Below are 18,031 nucleotides of genomic sequence, written 5' to 3'. Positions count from 1 at the left end.
ATACAAAGGTGCGCAATGGTGGAATTGGTCGAGCATGCCGCTGACGGACAGAAAGTCTCTAATCTCGGGCGCCATCGGGCAGACGGTATGAGCAGCAAATACGACGTGCTGGTGATCGGCGGCGGCAATGCGGCGCTGTGCGCGGCCATCAGTGCCCGGCGCGGCGGCGCATCCGTGCTCGTGCTTGAGGGGGCGCCAAAGTTCTATCGCGGCGGCAATACCCGCCACACCCGTAACATGCGTTGCGCCCATGACGCGGCGACCGAAATCCTGACTGGTCCCTACACGGAAGAAGAGTTCTGGGAGGATCTGCTGCGCGTCACCGGCGGGCAGACCGACGAGGTGCTGGCGCGCCACATGATCCGCGAGTCCAAGGACATCCTGAACTGGATCGTGGAGCAGGGCGTGCGCTGGCAGCCTTCGCTCGGCGGTACGCTGAGCCTCGGCCGCACCAACTCCTTCTTTCTCGGCGGCGGCCGCGCGATGCTCAACGCGCTCTATCTCACCGCCGAACGGCTCGGCGTCGAGGTCGAATACGACGCCGAGGTCACCGATCTCGTGATCGAGGACGGCATGTTCCTCGCTGCTCGCCTCAAGCGGCCGATCAAGGGCGAGAGCGAGATCCGCGCGACCTCGCTGGTGGCCGCCGCCGGCGGATTCGAGGCCAACATCGAATGGCTGAAGCAATATTGGGGCGAGGCCGCCGATAACTTCCTGATCCGCGGCACGCCGTATAATCGTGGCTCGATCCTGAAGATGCTGCTCGACAAAGGCGTGCAGGAGGTCGGCGATCCCACCCAGTGTCATGCGGTCGCGATCGATGCCCGCGCGCCGAAATTCGACGGCGGCATCATCGCGCGGCACGACTCGGTCGTGTTCGGCATCGTCGTCAACAAGCACGCGCAGCGCTTCTACGACGAAGGCGAGGACATCTGGCCGAAGCGCTATGCGATCTGGGGCCGGCTGGTCGCGGCGCAGCCCGACCAGATCGCCTACATCATCTTCGATTCCACCGTCGTGACCAGCTTCATGCCGACGCTGTTTCCGCCGATCGCCGGGCAGACGATCGCGGAGCTCGCCGGCAAGCTCGAGCTCGATCGGGTCGCATTGGAAAAGACCGTCACCGAGTTCAATGCCGCGGTGAGGCCCGGCACCTTCGACCACACCATTCTGGACGATTGCGTGACGGAGGGCATCACGCCGCCGAAGACGCACTGGGCGCGCCGGATCGAGACGCCGCCCTATCTCGCCTATCCGGTGCGGCCCGGCATCACCTTCACCTATCTCGGCACGCGCGTGAACAAGGAGGCGCGAATGCTGATGAAGGACGGCAAGCCGTCAGGCAACATGTTCGCGGCCGGCGAGATCATGGCCGGCAACGTGCTCGGCAAGGGCTATGCCGCCGGCATGGGCATGACCATCGGCAGCGTGTTCGGGCGGATCGCGGGACGGGAAGCAGCAAAACATGCACGGAACTAGGATTCTCGACGAAGCCGACCGCCTGATGACGGTCTGCAATTCCTGCCGCTATTGCGAAGGTCTGTGCGCGGTGTTTCCGGCCATGGAAATGCGCCGCGCCTTCTCCGACGGCGATCTCAATTATCTCGCCAATCTCTGCCATGGCTGCGGCGCCTGCTACGTCGACTGCCAGTTCTCGCCGCCGCACGAGTTCAACGTCAACGTCCCCAAGACGCTGGCGGTTGCGCGCGCGGAATCCTATGCGGCCTATGCCTGGCCGCAGGCCCTGTCCGGTGCGTTCGCGCGCAATGGCCTCGTCATCAGCATGATCGCCGCGCTCAGCATGGCCGCCTTCATCCTCGGCTTTGCTGCGCTCAAAGATCGTAGCGTGCTGTTCGGCGTGCACACCGGGCCAGGCGCCTTCTACAAGCTCATGCCACATAACACCATGGCTGCTCTGTTCAGTGCCGCCTTCCTCTACGCCATCCTGGCCCTCGTCATGAGCGTGCGCGCCTTCTGGCGCGACATCGGCGCACCCATTGGCGGCCGCGCGGACGGAGGCTCGATCTTCCAGGCGATCCGCGACGCCGGCGAGCTGCGCTATCTCCATGGCGGCGGCGTCGGCTGCTACAACGAGGACGACAAGCCCACCGACCGGCGCAAGTTCTATCACCACCTGACCTTCTACGGCTTCCTGCTGTGCTTCGCCGCGACGTCGGTGGCGACGCTCTACCACTATCTGCTCGGGCGCGAGGCGCCCTATCCGTGGTGGGACCTGCCCGTGGTGCTGGGAACACTGGGCGGTATCGGCCTGATCGTCGGGCCGATCGGCCTGTTCACGGCCAAAATGCGACGCGATCCGGCGCTGCTCGACGAACACAGCTACGGCATGGACGTCGGCTTCATCGCCATGCTGTTCCTGACCGGCCTCACCGGCATGCTGCTCTTGGTGCTGCGCGAGACCGCCGCGATGGGGCCGCTGCTCGCGCTGCATCTCGGCGCCGTGTTCGCGTTGTTCATCAGCATGCCCTACGGCAAGTTCGTGCACGGCATCTACCGCTTCACCGCACTGGTACGCTACGCGCAGGAGCGGCGGACGGCGGCGTGACCCGCGCGCCGCCCGTTCCGGAACCTCTTACGCCACCTCACGCTCTGGCGGAGACGCCTGCTCGCGGGCCATAGTCGTCGCCGTGACATAGTCGGTCTTGCCGGTGCCAAGCAGCGGCACCTTGTCGACCACCATGATCGTGGCAGGCACCGTCAGCTCGGAGGCGCCGATCGCCTTGGCCTGAGCCTGCATCGCGCTGCGCTCGGCGTTCTTCTGTGTCGTCAGCAAGACGATGCGCTCGCCCTTGCGCTGGTCCGGGATCGACACTGCGACGGAGGCCGCCTGCGGCCACAGCGCGGTCGCGATGGCTTCGACCGCGGACAGCGAAACCATTTCGCCCGCGATCTTGGCAAAGCGCTTGGCACGGCCCTTGATGGTGATGAAACCGGCGCCGTCGATCGCCACGATGTCGCCAGTGTCGTGCCAGCCCTCGGCGAGCACTTCGAGCACGCCGGGATTTTCGGCCCTGAGGTAACCGAGCATCACGTTCGGGCCGCGTACCGAGAGGCGTCCGCCGTCCTCGATGCCGGGGACCGGATCGAGGCGGCTTTCCATGAGCGGCGACAGGCGGCCGACGGTGCCGGGACGGTTGGCCATCGGCGTGTTCATCGCCAGCACCGGCGCCGTCTCGGTGACGCCGTAACCTTCGAGAATGCGGATGCCGTAGCGCTCCATGAACACCTGCCGCGTGCGGTCCTTGACCGCCTCGGCGCCGGCGATGACGAGGCGCAGGGTCCGGAAATCGTAAGGGTGCGCCGAGCGGGCATAGCCGGTGAGGAACGTGTCGGTGCCGAACAGGATCGTCGCGCCGGTCTGGTAGATCAGCTCGGGCACGATCCGGTAGTGCAGCGGCGAAGGGTACATGTAGATCGGGATGCCCGCCAGCATCGGCATCATCATTCCGCCGGTCAGCCCGAACGAGTGGAACACCGGCAGCACGTTGAACACCTTGTCATTGGCATTGGCGTCGACGCGCGCCAGCGCCTGCGCCGCGTTGGCGAGGATGTTGCGATGGGACAGCACGACTCCCTTGGGCGTGCCTTCCGAGCCCGAGGTGAACAGCACGACGGCCGGATCGCTGGCCTGGCGGGACACGCGTGGCGCGGTGCCGGCGAGCAGGCCCTTGATCTTGTCGACGGCACCGATCGAAGCGCGGACGTCTTCGAGATAGACGACTCGCGCCTCGGTGGAGATCGCGGTCATCAGCTTGTCGAGCTTGCCCTTCTCGATAAAGGCCTTCGAGGTCAGCACGGTCTTGACCTGCGCAGCCTTCATGGCGGCGAGGACGTTGACCGGGCCGGCCGAGAAGTTGAGCATCGCCGGCACCCGGCCGATGTTCTGCAGCGCCATGAAGACGGCGGCAACGCCCGCCGAGTTCGGCAGCAGCACGCCGACATTCTCGCCGATTGCGGTGCCGCTCTCCAGCTTGCGGCTCAGCACCTGCGCGCCGAGGATCAGCTTGCGATAGGTCAGCTTGGTGCCGAGCGCGTCCTCGATGATGACCTTGCCGGTGTCGCGGTCGCGATAGGCGTGTCCGAGTGCTTCGAACAGGGTGTGATCGAGCATGGCGTTCTTCACCAGCGCGTCGATCATCACGTCCTGCAGCGCGGCGCCGGCGGCATTGCGGCGCGCCTTGCCCCTGAGCGTTTCGTCGACCGGGAGCTTGACCGGCGGAAGGATGGTGACCGTCACGCGCGGAAACCACGACCGCTTGATCTGGCTGCTGTTGAGATAGCTGAGATAGGAGCGCTGCGCGCCTTCGATGCGAACCGGCACGACCACGGCGTCGGCTTTGTCGGCGATCATCGCGGTGCCGTCATAGACCTTCATCAGCGATCCCGAGACGGTGATGCGTCCTTCCGGGAAGATCACCACCGGTTCGCCGGCGGCGACGAGCTTGATCAGGTCGCGCGCGGCCAGCGGCTTGGTCGGATCCATGGTGTAGTGCTTGACGACGCGCAGGAACGGCTTGGCCCACCAGGCCCTGGCGATGCCAGTATCGACCGCGAAGCTCGCGTCGATCGGCAGCACGGCGTGCAGCAGCGGGCCGTCGATCAGGCTGACATGGTTGGGCGCGATCAGCATGCGCGTACCCGGAGGCGGCAGATTCTCGAGCCCGCGGACCTCGGTGCGGAACAGCGCGCGGAACAGAAGCCCGCCGGCATCGCGCACGCCTTCCTTGCCCCACTTGGTCAGGACGAACCACACCGCGCCGAAGCTGGCGAGACCGAGGCCGAAGAAGATCCAGCCGATATGGAGACCGGCCGCCTGTAACAGCGCGACGAACAGCGAGCCGACCACCATGAAGGCGGCCTGCAGCACGTTGCCGGCGGCGATGATCCGGGCGCGCTCGGACGGCGCCGACCAGGCCTGGACCGCGGCAAAGGACGGAACGACGAACAGGCCGCCGCCGAATGTGAAGGCGACGAAGTCGGCCAGCATGCGCAGGCCCGCGAACGAGGTCGCGAAGCCGGCCGCAGTGAGGTCCTGAGCCTTGGCAGTCACGCCGATGGCCCAGGCGAGATCGAGGCCGGCACATCCCATGATGATGGCGCCGATCGGCACCAGTGCGAGGTTCGGGCGAACGTGACTCAGGCTTGCGGCGAACAGCGAGCCGATGGCGATGCCGATCGCGAAGATCGCAAGGCACAGCGTCACCACGCTCTCGGTGCCGCCGACCACGTCCTTGACCAGCGCCGGCAGCAGCGACAGCACGATGGCGCCGACCAGCCAGAACCATGAGACGATCACGGTGCCGTCCCACAGCCGGTGGTCGGCGTAGAGCGTCCTGAGCAGGCCGAGCGTCGAGGTCCAGGGATTGGCGTCGACCGGCAGATCGGGCGCGGAGGGCGTGGTCGCGGGAATGCGGGCGGCGAAGGCCCAGGACATCAGGGCCAGCACGACAACGGCCGATGCGACCCAGCCCATATGCGCGGAGCCGGCCACGAACTGGCCGCCGGCGACGGTGCCGAGCAGGATGGCCATGAAGGTGGCGCCTTCGACCAGCGCGTTGCCGGTCGCGAGCTCGCCGAGTTCGAGCTGGTCCGGCAGCATGGCGTACTTCACCGGGCCGAACAGGGCGGCGATGACGCCGAACAGCGCCAGCGCTGCGAACAGCAGCGGCACCGAATGCAGAAAGAAGCCGGCAGCGGCAAAGCCGGCGGCGAAGATCTCCGCGAACTTGAGCCGCCTTGCGACGACGGATTTGACGTATTTGTCGGCGAGCTGGCCGCCGAGGCCCGACAGGATGAAATAGGGAAAGATGAAGACGGCGCCTGCGATCGTCACCAGGGCATCGCCGTGGCCCGTCGCTGCACTGTAAAGCAGGATGATGACGAGCGCATTCTTGAGCACGTTGTCATTGAGCGCCGAGAAGAATTGCGCCCAGAACAGCGGCGCGAAGCGGCGTGACGACATCAATTCCCTGATCATGACTAGTCCTGCCTTGGAAATACAGTTTGAGATTGTTGAATTGCCGGTGAGACGGTCAGGTCGGAAGGCATTTGGGACGAACGCGTGCAGGATAACGACATCGCCGCCTGCACTGTCCCCCCAGTCCTCTGATCCTGTTGGTCTCCAAGTGGTCTCGTCAGGTTCGCAAATATCTGGTCGAGGCCGCGTCGAGCTCGGGCGGGGCGGCCGCGCTCGCCCGGATATCGCGCCGGGCAATGAGGAAAAGCTGAACCGCATCGCCGAGGGCCGCGCTGTCTGGCGCGAATGTCGGGGCATGGTGAGTCCAACATTGTAACCGGCTCTTGCATTCGAACCGATCGGAACGTGCCGGCTGCGTCTCAGGTGAGATGGGCGAGGTGCCGAAACGGCGAGAAGCGACCGAGCAGGCTGAACCGGCGCCGCTCGTGGCGGGCTCGGGCGCGGTTCGTCCGCCACATCCGCAAGGTCGCGCGGCGCTCGGCAAGCACGCCGGCAATGTCGCAGGCATTGGCGATGCGATCGATCGGCGCCATCACGACCTTGAGGGCGGCCCGGCCGAGGCCGGTCACGAGAGCCGTGGCGTCATCGACGAAGGTGGAGGCGATATCAACAGCGAGGGTTTGCATTTCGCAGGTCTCCGAGTTAAATTGAACAATGTTCATATGAGTAGCTTGAAAATGAACAATGTTCAAGAAGAATCGCTGCGCGACCAGAAAAAAAGCCGGCGGCGGCGCCAGATCCTGGAGATCGCCCGCGGCATTATCGCAGCTAAGGGGCTGAGATCATTGAAGGTTCGGGATGTTGCCGAGGCTGTCGGCTGTTCGGTCGGCAGCGTCTATAACGAGTTCGGCGACTTCGACGGGGTCATCCTGACCGTCAATCGGGAGACGGTTCAGGCGCTCACGGCGCGGCTGCGAGGCGTTCCCGCCGAGGATCCGGTTCGCCAGCTCTATGGGCTTGCCGAGACCTATCTCGATTTCTTTGCAGGACACGCCAATCTGCTGCGCTCCTTGTTCGAGCATCGGATGGAGGACGATCGACCTTATCCGGACGACATCCTTCAGATGGTGATGGATGCCTTTGCGCTGATGCATCCACCCCTGGTGCGGCTATTGCCGGATGCGGATGACGTGAAGATCGCGCTGCTGTCGCGCACACTGTTTTCCGCCGTGCATGGCATCATCTCGCTCGGCCTCGAGGAGCGCATGGTGGCCGTGCCGCCGCAGATGCTGCGCCAGCAGATCGAACAATTCCTCGACGTGCATCTCGGAGGGCTCGGGATTCTGCCCCAGCGCTGACAGCAGCGAGCCGCGTCAGGCGCGCGCAGCTTCGCGCGGGCGGGTTGCGACGGCGACGGCGCCAAGGCTTCCACTCTCGACCTGAACGCGGTTGCGTCCCTTTTCCTTGGCGCGATAGCAGGCAGCATCCGCGCGCCGCATCGCATCCTCGAGCGTGATGTTGCGGTCGACGATGCAGGTTACTCCGATGCTCGCGGTCACCACAAAGCAACGATCGTCCCAGGCGAAACTGAGCAGCTCGAGCGACCTGCGCAGACGCTCGGCGATGTCGATGGCCTCCAAGGGCGAGCATTGCGGTAGGATCAGGGCGAATTCGTCGCCGCCGAGCCGGGCCACCAGATCACGCGGGTGCCGGCCCTGTTGCAGGAGGCGCGAGACATCGCGGAGAAGCCGGTCACCGGCAAGGTGGCCACAGCTATCGTTGACGCCCTTGAACTGGTCGAGGTCAAGCAGGATCAGGCCCAGCGTACCCGCCGCGGCATTGTCCAGCTCGCTTTGCAGGCGCGCCTCGAAGGCGCGACGGTTCGACAGGCCGGTCAGCCAGTCGTGCGATGCCTGCCAGGCCAGGCGTTGTGTCTCGGCATGCAGGGCGTTTTCGAACGCCTGTCGTTGCAGCACCAGCCGCCGCGTATGCCAGATCAGAAGCAGGATCAGCGCCGCGGCGGTGACGATGTTGATGCAAGTCAGCGTCACCTTGATGGTGCGGGAGCCTTCGCTGAGGACGGCGGAGAAACGCTTGGCATGCACCGTGAACTGGGTATTGAGCTCCGAGAGCCGCGACGACAGGAACTGCAGGCGGCTGTCTTGAATGGGACCGTTCTCCAGCTCGGAGCGGATCAACTCGCCGAACACGCTCAGCTCCAGCAGCATGGGATCTGTGGCCGCCCATTCGCGGATCGCGTCCTGGAAGAAGCTGACGCGGTTGAAGTAGCGAAACAGCCAGATCAGTCCTGGTACGTCATCGGGATGGTTGCCGCCCTGGAGAAAGCCGATACGGGCGGCCTCGACGTCGACCGGATCGCGTTCGAGCGCCCAGCGCGCGAACTCGTCCCCGATGGGAACGGCGAGCGCGGCCTGGTACTGCGCGAACTGGCTGGCCTCGCCCGAATGCAGGTAGCGATTGAGGAAGTAGACGGCATTCTTCTGCGAGCGCGACCATAGCGCTTCGCCCGCGACATAGGCGCGGACCGACGACATCACCTCGAGGCTGAATCCCGCGATCGCCGCCTGGAGCATGACGACCATCACGAAAGGCGAGACGAGCTTGATGACGTGAAGGAAGCAATGTCCCTCCACCGACGTCGCTGTTTTGCGAAACACCTTATTCCCCAAGTCGATCAACGATCCCAACGGAGCGTTGCGCCTGCAACGCCAAGTAGACGGGATGGTTGCTTAACTCGACCTGAATGGTGCTGAGGACTCCGTCGCAGGGTGAAGCCGTCGTGAAGCAGGCGCCCGCAAATCGCTTCAAATGCCGGCGAACCGGGACCGGCGCGGCATCGGCGAGCCGATGCAGCGCATTCGTCGTGCGCGGTTCACCTGATCAAGGGGAGGTCGGCTAGACCAGTACCGGCTTGCGTACGCGGCCCGCGTCGCCGAACACGCGCAGGTAACGCTCGATCTCCGAGGGAAGGCCGGTCGCCTTCTCCGGATTGTCGGAGAGCTTGACGGCCGGATGGCCGTCGACCGACGAGACCTTGCAGACCAGCGAGATCGGGTCGAGGTTGAACGAGCCGTCCGGCGTGCAGCCGACGAAGTCATTGGTGAGGTTGGTGCCCCAGCCGAAGGAGAGTCGCACGCGCCCGGTGAAGTGGTGGTAGGTCTCCTCGATCGAGCCGACGTCCATCGCGTCGGAAAAGACGAGCAGCTTGTCCCTGGGGTTGCGGCCCTTCTTGTCCCACCAGGCGATGATCTCCTCGCCGGCCTGGATCGGCGGCGCGCTGTCGGGGCGGAAGCCGGTCCAGTCGGCGACCCATTCCGGCGCATCGCGCAGGAAGGCCTTGGTGCCGAAGGCGTCGGGCAGTGCGATCAGGAGATTGCCGCCATAGGTCTGTCGCCACTGGTCGAGAATGCGGTAGGGCGCCCAACGCAATTCCTCGTCGTCCCTGGCGAGCGCGGCCGCGACCATCGGCAGCTCATGCGCGTTGGTGCCGATCGCTTCGAGATCGTTGTCCATCGCGAGCAGCACGTTGGACGTGCCGATGAAGGACGAGCCCAGGCCTTCCTTCACCGCCTCCACGCACCAGCGCTGCCAGAGGAAGCCGTGACGGCGGCGGGTGCCGAAGTCGGAGAGCCGCAGGTTCTCGAGCTTGCGCAGCCGTTCCACCTTGGTCCAAAGCTTGGCCTTGGCGCGGGCGTAGAGCACGTCGAGCTCGAAGCGGCCGCGGCCTTTCATCGCCGCGCGCGAGCGCAGCTCGTTGAGGATGGCCAGCGCCGGAATCTCCCACATCGTGGTGTGGGTCCAGGGGCCGTGGAAATGCAGCTCGTACTGGCCGTCGACCTTCCGCAGCTCGTATTCGGGCAGGCGGAATTCCGCCAGCCAGCGGATGAAGTCGGCCGAGAACATGTGGGTCTTGCCGTAGAAGGTGTTACCGGCAAGCCAGATCAGCTCTTTCTTGCTGAAGCGGATGGTGCGGGCGTGATCGAGCTGGGCGCGCAGCTCGCCCTCGTCGATGATCTCGGCAAGCCGCACATGGCGTGAGCGGTTGATGACCGAGAAGGTCACCTGCTGATCCGGGTAGTCTTCCCGAATCATCTGCAACATCAATAGCTTGTAGAAGTCGGTATCAAGCAGGCTGCGGATGATGGGATCCAGCCGCCAGCTGTGATTGTAGGTCCGGCTCGCAATGTCGGTCACTGTCATGGGGGGATTTTAGCGTGGCTCCCCTTGCGCAACCAGTGGGTTTGGCGGGAATCAGGATTTGCGGCTGGTCGTTCAGGCGGCGGCCGTCGCCGCGACAGTCTCGAGCTGGCTCCTGATCCAGCGATGGGCCGGGTCTTTCTGATAGCGCTGGTGCCAGACCATGAACATCGGCAGCTCGGCCAGCGTTCGCGTGCGGGACGCCAGCGGTATCGGCGTTTGCGCGAAACCGCGCATCACACCGGGCGCGAGCAGGCTCGGCATGCTCGCAAGCATCTGCGAGCCGCGCAGGAAGGACGGCACGCCGGAGAAGCTCGGCACGGAGATCGCGATGTCGCGGTGAAGCCCGTTCGCTGCCAGCCGGCGGTCGAAGTCCAGCCGCTCGTTGTCGGTGTAGACCACGGTGATGTGACGCGCCGCGAGATAGGCGTTGCGGCTGGCAGGCGCAGCCCGCACCTTTGCATCGTAATAGCAGACATAGTGATCCCTCAGCAGCCGCTTCTGCACGATGTCGACGCCGGACGGCGGCAGGGGCGTGATCAGGAGGTCGCAGCGGTTCTCGCGCAGCATCGCGGGCGAAGGCGATTGCGAGGGGATCACGCGCAGGTTCAGGCTCTTCACCTGCCCGGCGACGTGACCGAAGAACCGTGGCAGCAGCAGGTCGCGCTGGAAGTCGTTGGCGGCGATCGTCAGCGACAGCTGGGCCTGCGCCGGCGCGAAGCTGACGCCGCCGGCAAAGCTGCGCATTTCGTCGATCAACGCGCGCGCCTTCGCGGCGAGGGCCTGGGCGTGCGCTGTGGCGACGATGCCGCGGCCGGATTTGGCGAACAAGGGATCGCCGGCAATCCGCCGCAGCTTGTTCAGCCCGTGGCTGACCGCCGATTGCGTCAGGCCGAGCCGTGTCGCCGCCGCTGTCACCGAACCTTCCTCCAGCACGGCGAGGAACAGCTCGAGAGCGTGGCCGTCGAGGGCCAAATGATCGATTTCCTTCATGGAATTCATTATAATCGATCTATTTATCTTGAGAATAGATCGATCCATGATCTCCCGACAAGCCGCGCGCCCGGATCCCGGGGCGCCACAGGGAGAGACAACGCCGATGAATGCCCAGGCGCCAGCCTTGCGGGATCCCCGCCTCAATCGTCCCGAGCCCTTTACGCCGCCGCTCGGCGACGGCGGCTTCTTCCAGCGTGACCGTTCCATCCATCCGCCGGCGCATGCGCCGGGGTACAAATCCTCGGTGCTGCGCTCGCCGCGCCAGGCGCTGTTGTCGCTGGAGAACTCGGTCTCGGAGATCACGGGGCCGGTGTTCGGGCACAATGATCTCGGCCCGCTCGACAATGACCTGATCCGCAACTACGCCAAGGACGGCGATCCCGTCGGCGAGCGCATCATCGTGCACGGCCGCGTGCTGGACGAGACCGGCCGGGGCGTTCCGAACACGCTGGTCGAGTTCTGGCAGGCCAATGCCGGCGGCCGCTACCGGCACAAGAAGGACACGTATCTGGCGCCGATCGACCCGAATTTCGGTGGCTGCGGCCGCGCGCTGACCGACGAGACCGGTTACTATTATTTTCGCACCGTGAAGCCGGGTCCTTATCCCTGGCGCAACTACGTCAACAGCTGGCGCCCGGCCCACATCCACTTCTCGGTGTTCGGCTCGGGCTTCGCGCAGCGGCTGATTACGCAGATGTATTTCGAGGGCGATCCCTTGATCCCGGTCTGCCCGATCCTGACGACGATCCCGGACAAGGATGCGCTCGACCGCCTCGTCGCGCCGCTCGACCTCAACGCCTCCACGCCGTTCGATTCGCTCGCCTACCGCTTCGACATTGTCCTGCGCGGCCAGCGCTCCACCTATTTCGAAAATCGTACCGAGGGGAACTGAGCCATGCCGCAGCCGCTCAACTATCTCAAGGAAACCGCCTCGCAGACGGCCGGGCCCTACGTCCATATCGGCTTGATCCCGGCGATGGCCGGCTTCGACATTTTCGAGAAGAACTTCTCCAATGTGCTGGTGACGCCGAACACTGCAGGTGAACGCATCACGCTGGAAGGCAAGGTGCTCGACGGCACCGGCACGCCGCTGCGCGACGTCCTGCTGGAGATCTGGCAGGCCAATGCGGCTGGGCGCTACAACCATCCGGCCGATCGCTCGGCGGGCGCGCTGGAGCCGGAGTTTCGTGGCTGGGGCCGCGCCGGTTCCGACTTCGAGAGCGGCCTCGTCACCTTCGAGACCATCAAGCCGGGCGCGATCACCGACAAGGCGGACCGCAAATGCGCACCGCACATCAATGTCTGGGTCGTCGCGCGTGGCATCAACATCGGCCTCAACACGCGGCTCTACTTCTCGGACGAAGAGGCGGCCAACGCCGTCGATCCGGTGCTCAACCTGATCGAGCAGCCGACCCGCCGCAAGACGCTGATCGCAACGCGCAGCGAGCGCGCCGGCAAGATCGTGTATTCCTTCACGATCAATTTGCAGGGGCCGGAGGAGACGGTGTTCTTCGACGTCTGAGGTGCCGGCGGCCGTCCCCGGTTCATTCCACCCGGTCGCTCCGATTGATGGATCCGCGCGCGAGGAATTGCGGTGGCTGCCGTACCTCGCGCGATCCCGGCCGGTCGACCGGAACGCGCCCCACTTTCGGTTTCAGGTCTGCCAGGTCGATGAACACGTCCGCCTGCCGGCGCAGGTCGTCGGCGACCATGGGCGGCTGAGTGGAGAGTGTGGAGACGACCGTCACGCGGACACCGCGGCGTCGCAGGGCCTCGACCAGCGACCGAAAGTCCCCATCGCCCGAGAACAGCACGATCTGATCGACGTGTTCGGCGAGTTCCATCGCACTCACGGCAAGATCGACATCCATGCTGCCCCTCACCTTGCGGCGGCCGGTGGTGGCGTCGACGAACTCCTTGGTGAGCTTGGTGACGACGGTGTATCCGTTGTAGTCGAGCCAATCGATCAACGGGCGGATTGACGAAAACTCCTGATCCTCGACGATGGTCGTGTAGTAAAAGGCGCGCAGCAGCGTACCCCGGGTTTGAAACTCGCTGAGCAACCGCCTGAAATCGATGTCGAAGCCGAGCGCCTTGGAGGTGGCATAGAGATTGGAGCCATCGATAAAGAGCGCGATCTTCCCAAACGATGACATTATGCACAAATCCCGAGTTCGACACGAAAGCTGACGGATCCAGCCGAAATGGCGCGATGTGTCGGCCGGAAAATACTGAAGGCGCCGATGGCTTGCTGAAAAGGCGGCGCAGACGACCGGACAGGGGCAGCCGCCTTGCGCCGAGGTTAGGGAGGTTCCATGCCACCAGCGCCAGGGCGCTGAATGCAGTCACGCTAAGGCGCGCGCATTCGCCGCTCAATTGTACGGAGGTAAAGGGCCTCTATCCAAAGGATGGGACTCTTTATACGAAGGTAAGTAGGGCGCGCCGGCAACCAACGCGACTGCGGCGTGGCCTCCGACCATCAGCGCGCGTGGTCTTTCGTCCGATGGTTCAGCCTTCGCCGTCATGCAACTGCGCACGAAACGCGCGCGGCGACAGTCCCGTGGCGGCGGCATAGACGCGGCTGAAATAGGCGGGGTCCTCGAAACCGAGCGCGTAGGCGATCGTCGAGACCGGCAGGTTGGTGTAGACGAGGTTGCGCCGCGCCTCGCGGATCAGCCGGTTGAGGATCAGATGCGAGGCTGTGTCGCCGGTTGCCGCCCGCGTGATCCGGTTGAGATGGGTCGGCGTGATCGACAGCGCGCCTGCGTAGTCCGCAACGCTCCAGCGCTCCAGATGGTGCTGTTCGAGCAGCGCCTCGAAGCGGCGGAATAGTCCGCTTTCCGCCGTGCCGTTGCCGCCGCTCTCGCTCGTGAGCGCGCGGGCCACGAGCCCGATCATGGCCGACGATAAGGCCCGCAGCACGTGCGCACGGCCGAAATCACGGGCGGCGTGTTCGGCGAAGATCTGCTTCATGGTGGCGCGGATCTGCGGCGTGCCGCGCACCACGGCCGATCGCGACAGCGCACCGCGCAGGCCCTCGGCGGCGAGCAGCGCCTCATCCAGAATTTCCGCCGCGATGGTCAGCACCCAGCCCTGGGTATCAGGCACGAAGCGGAAGCCGTGGACGTGGCCGACAGGCACGTTGACGATCTGCATCGGCCTCAAGGGCACCAGGCGTCCGTCGAGCGTCGCCTCGCCGCCGCCGCGCTCGATCAGCAGGACCTGGTGCAGCCGGGCATGGCGATGCACGGCCAAGGTCCAGTCGTGCAGCACCGAGCGCGACGCGATCGTCTCGCAATGCACGACGTCGGGCAGATCGCCGGACTCGCCGAACAGATTGTAGACCCGGATCGCAGGGGCAGGGGCTGTTCTTCTCATGTTCGAATAGTACAAGACAAAGGCAAAACCCTCCATCGGTTTGCAGCGCCTAATCTGCAAAAAAGTGCCGACGGGAGGATGCAAAAATGAAAGTTCAGGTCTGTATCATCGGCGGTGGGCCGTCCGGGTTGTTGCTGTCCCAGCTTCTGCACCTGAAGGGCATCGACACAATCGTGCTGGAGAAATACAGCCGCGATCACGTGCTCGCCCGTATCCGTGCCGGCGTGCTCGAGCACGGCTTTGCGAAGCTGATGCGCGAGGCCCAGTGCGGCGAGCGGATGGACCGCGAGGGCGAGATCCACCAGGGCTTCGAGATCGCCCATGACGGCGTGCTCTCCAAGATCGATCTGCACAAGCATTCCGGCGGCAATTCGGTACTGGTCTACGGCCAGACCGAGCTGACGCGCGATCTCTATGAGGCGCGCGACCGGCTTGGCGGCAAGGTCGTGCACAATGCCGAGGATGTGACACCGCATGATCTGACGTCGGACCGGCCCTACGTGACCTATCGCTCGAACGGTGAAACGATCCGCATCGATTGCGACTACATCGTCGGCGCCGACGGTTTCCACGGCGTCAGCCGCAGGTCGATCCCGAAGGACGTGCTGCGCGAATACGAGAAGGTCTATCCGTTCGGTTGGCTGGGGGTGCTGTCGCGCACCAAGCCAGTGTCGCCCGAGCTGATCTATGTGAAGCACGATCGCGGCTTCGCGCTCTGCTCGCTGCGCTCGCAGGTGCTGAGCCGCTACTACATCCAGGTGCCTTTGACCGACAAGGTGGAGGATTGGAGCGACGATGCGTTCTGGGCCGAGCTGAAGCGCCGCCTGCCGGAGCAGGTCGCCGGCCGCCTGATCACGGGACCGTCGATCGAGAAGAGCATCGCGCCGCTGCGCAGCTTCGTCGCCGAGCCGATGAGCTATGGCCGGCTGTTCCTCGCCGGCGATGCGGCCCACATCGTGCCGCCGACCGGCGCACGCGGGCTGAACAGCGCCGCTTCCGACATCTACTATCTCTACCACGCCCTGCTCGCGCACTATCAGGGCGGCGACGATTCCGGTCTCAAAGGCTATTCCGCCAAGGCGCTCGCGCGGATCTGGAAGGCACAACGCTTCTCATGGTGGATGACGATGCTGCTGCACCGTTTTCCCGACCGGCTCGAATACGAGGACCGGCTTCAGCAGACGGAGCTGGACTATCTGCTCTCGTCCGAGACGGCGCAGCGCCTGCTCGCGGAGAATTACGTAGGGCTGCCGTTCTAGGGAATGATCTCGCTAACATGAGTGCTGCCATCCTTCTCCCACAGGGGGAAAGGGGAAGAAGGCGCACTTGGTGAGCCGCGCTACTTTCCTTCCAGCGTATTGACCGGTGTCCAATCCGGCGGCGGCGGAGTCTCCGTCAGCACTTTCGCACGCTTGGCGAACCGAGCTGACGCAGGATCGATCTTCGCTACGCCGTCGAACGCATCAGCCGCCTTTGCAAACTCCCTCGCCCGCCAGCACGCCAGCCCTTCCGCATACGCCGCGGCAACCTTGGTCTGCTCGTCGCTCGCGGCGTCCTTCTCCGCCAGCGGCTCGAACACCCTGATCGCCTCGCCGCGCCCCTGGACCCTGATCGCATCAAGCTCGCGCCAGGCGAAGGTGTCGTCCGTCTGCGCCATCGTGGTTTCCGACGCCATGATCGCGGTGCCGTAATATTTGTTGGCGCCCTCGAGCCGCGAGGCGACATTCACGGTGTCGCTCATCACGGTGTAATTGAAGCGGCGCCGCGAGCCGATATTGCCGACCACGGCTTCGCCGCTGTTGACTCCGATGCGATGCGACAGGCCGTGGCCGGCGAAGGCGGGATGGCCGGCATTGAGCTCCGCCAGCTTCTCGTGGCACTTCAGCGCGGCACGAACCGCGTTGCGCGCGTGCGCGGGATCGTCGGCCGGCGCGCCGAACATGGCGACGATGGAATCGCCGATATATTTGTCGACGTAGCCGCCGTGGCTTTCGATGATGTCGGTCATGGCGGAGAGATATTCGTTCATCAGCGTGACCAGCTCGACCGGCGTGATGGTCTCCGCGATCGAGGAGAAGCCGCTGAGATCGGAGAAGAACATCGTGACGTTGCGCATCTCGCCGCCGAGCGCCGGCATCTTGCCGGACGCCACCATGGTATCGATGACCTCGGGCGCGAGATAATAGGCAAAGCTCTTGCGGAGGAAGCGCTCGTCGCGATCGGCCAGCACGAACCGGTAGCCGATCATCATCGCCAGCGCGGCGAGGCTTGCCAGGGCCGGTTCGACAAGAGGCAGCGCCAGCGCATGCACGAACGCACCGACGGCGAAGGCTGCGTAAACGGCGATGACGGCGAGCCAGGCGATCACCGCGCCGACCGGTGCAAGCATGCAGGCCGCGCAGGCGATGATCGCCGCGAGCGCAATCGTGAGAACGGTCCGCGCGGCAAAGCCGGGCTCGGTCACCGCGTCTTGCTCGATCAGATTTCGGACCGCAGCGGCGTGCACGAACACACCCGCGATGTCGCTACGGGCCTGCTGCGCAGTGCCGGCGCGGGCGGGCAGGGCGCATCGTGGCGCGGGCGAGCCGTCATAACCACCGGACAATCGCATCGAGGTCAGCTTGCGGTCCTCGAAATTGAGGATGGTGCCGAGCAATACCACCTTGCCGTCGAAGCCGCGGCGGAAGAAATCGCGATCGCCCTTCTCGGCGCAGGCGCGCAGGTCGGCGAAAGAATAGGTCGGGACGTCGCGGCCCAGGCCGCGAAAGTTGAGCGTCAGCGTGTTGGGCACCGCGCTGGGAATCGCATAGCCGGACAACTCCACCACGCCGGATGGGCCGACCTCGGGTTTGGCGCCGAGTGCCCGCGCGGCGAGTTCGACAGCCATCGCGGGCACCGGCTTGCCATCGATGGAGAAACTCAGCGGCATCCGCCGGACCACGTCGTCGGGGTCGGTATGGACGTTGAGAGCGCGGATGTTGTTCTTCACTGCCAGCTGCTGCGCGCGGTAGGGCCTCTCCGGGTGGTCGTTGCTCAGGATTTCGCCGAGCACCAGCTTGCCGGTGTCGGAGATCTGCCGCAGGGCTATCAGGTAGTCCCGGTCAAAGCCCTTCATCCGCGTGCCGAGCGGCGCGTCGCCAAAGGAAATCTCGGATTGTTCGATCGAGCTCGGAAAGATGACGTCGAAGCCGATCACCTTGGCCCCGCCCTCGGCGATGCTCCCGAGCACCCGGCCGATCTCGCGCGTCCAGGTCTGCGTCGGCGATCCCTTGAAGGGCGGTGTGTCGTAGGTCTCTCCGTCGATCGCCACCACGACGACGGGCGAGGTGGCGGGATCACGGCGATCGCCAATGACCTTGCCGCGCAGCGCCGTGAGGATGTCGAGGGAGAGACCTTGCAGCGCCTGAAGCGGCGGTGACGTGAAGACCGCGCCCGCAAGGAGCGCAATCAGGATCGTCGCAACGATGTCCCGCCTGCCGATCCGCCGCATCGCGCCTTCGC

General features: G+C 65.0%; 13 protein-coding genes. 6 read left to right on the top strand and 7 right to left on the bottom strand.

Going from position 1 to position 18,031, the window contains the following annotated elements; translation table 11 throughout:
* Window positions 1-87 precede the first annotated feature (87 nt).
* Together tcuA and tcuB are read left to right on the top strand one after the other, a co-directional pair.
* Window positions 88-1,479 (top strand): FAD-dependent tricarballylate dehydrogenase TcuA, encoded by a 1,392-nt coding sequence (gene tcuA / locus XH96_RS31320; RefSeq protein WP_194389390.1) that lies wholly within the window; start codon window positions 88-90, stop codon window positions 1,477-1,479.
* On the top strand, window positions 1,466-2,566 hold the full coding sequence (gene tcuB, locus XH96_RS31315) for a tricarballylate utilization 4Fe-4S protein TcuB (RefSeq protein WP_194389389.1): 1,101 nt from the start codon (window positions 1,466-1,468) through the stop codon (window positions 2,564-2,566). The genes tcuA and tcuB overlap by 14 nt, the downstream gene beginning before the upstream one ends.
* A 27-nt stretch (window positions 2,567-2,593) precedes the next feature.
* Here tcuB and XH96_RS31310 read toward each other — a convergent pair whose 3' ends face one another.
* The gene (locus XH96_RS31310; protein WP_194389388.1) at window positions 2,594-5,998 is read right to left on the bottom strand and encodes an acyl-[ACP]--phospholipid O-acyltransferase; all 3,405 of its coding nucleotides are present in this window, start codon (window positions 5,996-5,998) and stop codon (window positions 2,594-2,596) included.
* Between the two features lie 677 nt (window positions 5,999-6,675).
* Here XH96_RS31310 and XH96_RS31305 point away from each other — a divergent pair.
* Entirely contained in the window at window positions 6,676-7,296 is a 621-nt protein-coding gene (locus tag XH96_RS31305) for a TetR/AcrR family transcriptional regulator (protein ID WP_194394334.1), read from the top strand.
* Window positions 7,297-7,311: 15 nt separating this feature from the next.
* Here the strand turns inward: XH96_RS31305 and XH96_RS31300 are convergent, their stop codons facing one another.
* From XH96_RS31300 to XH96_RS31290, 3 genes are all read right to left on the bottom strand, one after another.
* Entirely contained in the window at window positions 7,312-8,616 is a 1,305-nt protein-coding gene (locus tag XH96_RS31300; protein ID WP_194389387.1) for a GGDEF domain-containing protein, read from the bottom strand.
* Window positions 8,617-8,854: 238 nt separating this feature from the next.
* Window positions 8,855-10,159 (bottom strand): nicotinate phosphoribosyltransferase, encoded by a 1,305-nt coding sequence (pncB, locus tag XH96_RS31295; protein WP_028178239.1) that lies wholly within the window; start codon window positions 10,157-10,159, stop codon window positions 8,855-8,857.
* Window positions 10,160-10,231: 72 nt separating this feature from the next.
* The gene (locus tag XH96_RS31290) at window positions 10,232-11,158 is read right to left on the bottom strand and encodes a LysR family transcriptional regulator (RefSeq protein ID WP_194389386.1); all 927 of its coding nucleotides are present in this window, start codon (window positions 11,156-11,158) and stop codon (window positions 10,232-10,234) included.
* Between the two features lie 97 nt (window positions 11,159-11,255).
* Here XH96_RS31290 and pcaH point away from each other — a divergent pair, with 97 nt between their 5' ends.
* Window positions 11,256-12,044 (top strand): protocatechuate 3,4-dioxygenase subunit beta, encoded by a 789-nt coding sequence (gene pcaH / locus XH96_RS31285; RefSeq protein ID WP_194389385.1) that lies wholly within the window; start codon window positions 11,256-11,258, stop codon window positions 12,042-12,044.
* A 3-nt stretch (window positions 12,045-12,047) separates the two neighbouring features.
* Window positions 12,048-12,674 carry a protocatechuate 3,4-dioxygenase subunit alpha gene (gene pcaG / locus XH96_RS31280; protein WP_194389384.1) on the top strand — a complete coding sequence of 209 codons (627 nt, stop codon included), beginning with the start codon at window positions 12,048-12,050 and terminating at the stop codon, window positions 12,672-12,674.
* Window positions 12,675-12,696: 22 nt separating this feature from the next.
* On the opposite strand, the gene XH96_RS31275 is transcribed toward pcaG, so the two are convergent.
* Together XH96_RS31275 and XH96_RS31270 are read right to left on the bottom strand one after the other, a co-directional pair.
* A complete protein-coding gene (locus XH96_RS31275) occupies window positions 12,697-13,308 on the bottom strand; it encodes an NYN domain-containing protein (RefSeq protein WP_194389383.1) in 612 nt (203 codons plus the stop codon).
* A 352-nt stretch (window positions 13,309-13,660) separates the two neighbouring features.
* Entirely contained in the window at window positions 13,661-14,566 is a 906-nt protein-coding gene (locus XH96_RS31270; protein WP_194389382.1) for a helix-turn-helix domain-containing protein, read from the bottom strand.
* Window positions 14,567-14,616: 50 nt separating this feature from the next.
* Here XH96_RS31270 and pobA point away from each other — a divergent pair, with 50 nt between their 5' ends.
* Complete coding sequence (pobA, locus tag XH96_RS31265) at window positions 14,617-15,789, top strand: 4-hydroxybenzoate 3-monooxygenase (protein ID WP_194389381.1); 1,173 nt, start codon at window positions 14,617-14,619, stop codon at window positions 15,787-15,789.
* An 80-nt stretch (window positions 15,790-15,869) separates the two neighbouring features.
* On the opposite strand, the gene XH96_RS31260 is transcribed toward pobA, so the two are convergent.
* Window positions 15,870-18,020, bottom strand: a complete 2,151-nt coding sequence (locus tag XH96_RS31260) for an adenylate/guanylate cyclase domain-containing protein (RefSeq protein WP_194389380.1) — start codon at window positions 18,018-18,020, stop codon at window positions 15,870-15,872.
* Between the last annotated feature and the right edge of the window lie 11 nt (window positions 18,021-18,031).

Origin of the sequence: Bradyrhizobium sp. CCBAU 51765 (assembly GCF_015291725.1) — a bacterium.
Taxonomy (GTDB): domain Bacteria; phylum Pseudomonadota; class Alphaproteobacteria; order Rhizobiales; family Xanthobacteraceae; genus Bradyrhizobium; species Bradyrhizobium liaoningense.
The sequence above is the reverse complement of the archived record's forward strand: the minus strand, read 5'-3'. Positions and strand labels throughout refer to the sequence as shown.

What these genes read in the sequence shown, in the direction of transcription:
- XH96_RS31290 (WP_194389386.1), bottom strand. Translation starts at nt 11,158, where the DNA reads ATGAATTCCATGAAGGAAATCGATCATTTGGCCCTCGACGGCCACGCT.
- XH96_RS31275 (WP_194389383.1), bottom strand. Translation starts at nt 13,308, where the DNA reads ATGTCATCGTTTGGGAAGATCGCGCTCTTTATCGATGGCTCCAATCTC.
- XH96_RS31260 (WP_194389380.1), bottom strand. Translation starts at nt 18,020, where the DNA reads ATGCGGCGGATCGGCAGGCGGGACATCGTTGCGACGATCCTGATTGCG.
- pncB (WP_028178239.1), bottom strand. Translation starts at nt 10,159, where the DNA reads ATGACAGTGACCGACATTGCGAGCCGGACCTACAATCACAGCTGGCGG.
- XH96_RS31270 (WP_194389382.1), bottom strand. Translation starts at nt 14,566, where the DNA reads ATGGAGGGTTTTGCCTTTGTCTTGTACTATTCGAACATGAGAAGAACA.
- XH96_RS31310 (WP_194389388.1), bottom strand. Translation starts at nt 5,998, where the DNA reads ATGATCAGGGAATTGATGTCGTCACGCCGCTTCGCGCCGCTGTTCTGG.
- XH96_RS31305 (WP_194394334.1), top strand. Translation starts at nt 6,676, where the DNA reads ATGAACAATGTTCAAGAAGAATCGCTGCGCGACCAGAAAAAAAGCCGG.
- pobA (WP_194389381.1), top strand. Translation starts at nt 14,617, where the DNA reads ATGAAAGTTCAGGTCTGTATCATCGGCGGTGGGCCGTCCGGGTTGTTG.
- tcuB (WP_194389389.1), top strand. Translation starts at nt 1,466, where the DNA reads ATGCACGGAACTAGGATTCTCGACGAAGCCGACCGCCTGATGACGGTC.
- pcaG (WP_194389384.1), top strand. Translation starts at nt 12,048, where the DNA reads ATGCCGCAGCCGCTCAACTATCTCAAGGAAACCGCCTCGCAGACGGCC.
- pcaH (WP_194389385.1), top strand. Translation starts at nt 11,256, where the DNA reads ATGAATGCCCAGGCGCCAGCCTTGCGGGATCCCCGCCTCAATCGTCCC.
- tcuA (WP_194389390.1), top strand. Translation starts at nt 88, where the DNA reads ATGAGCAGCAAATACGACGTGCTGGTGATCGGCGGCGGCAATGCGGCG.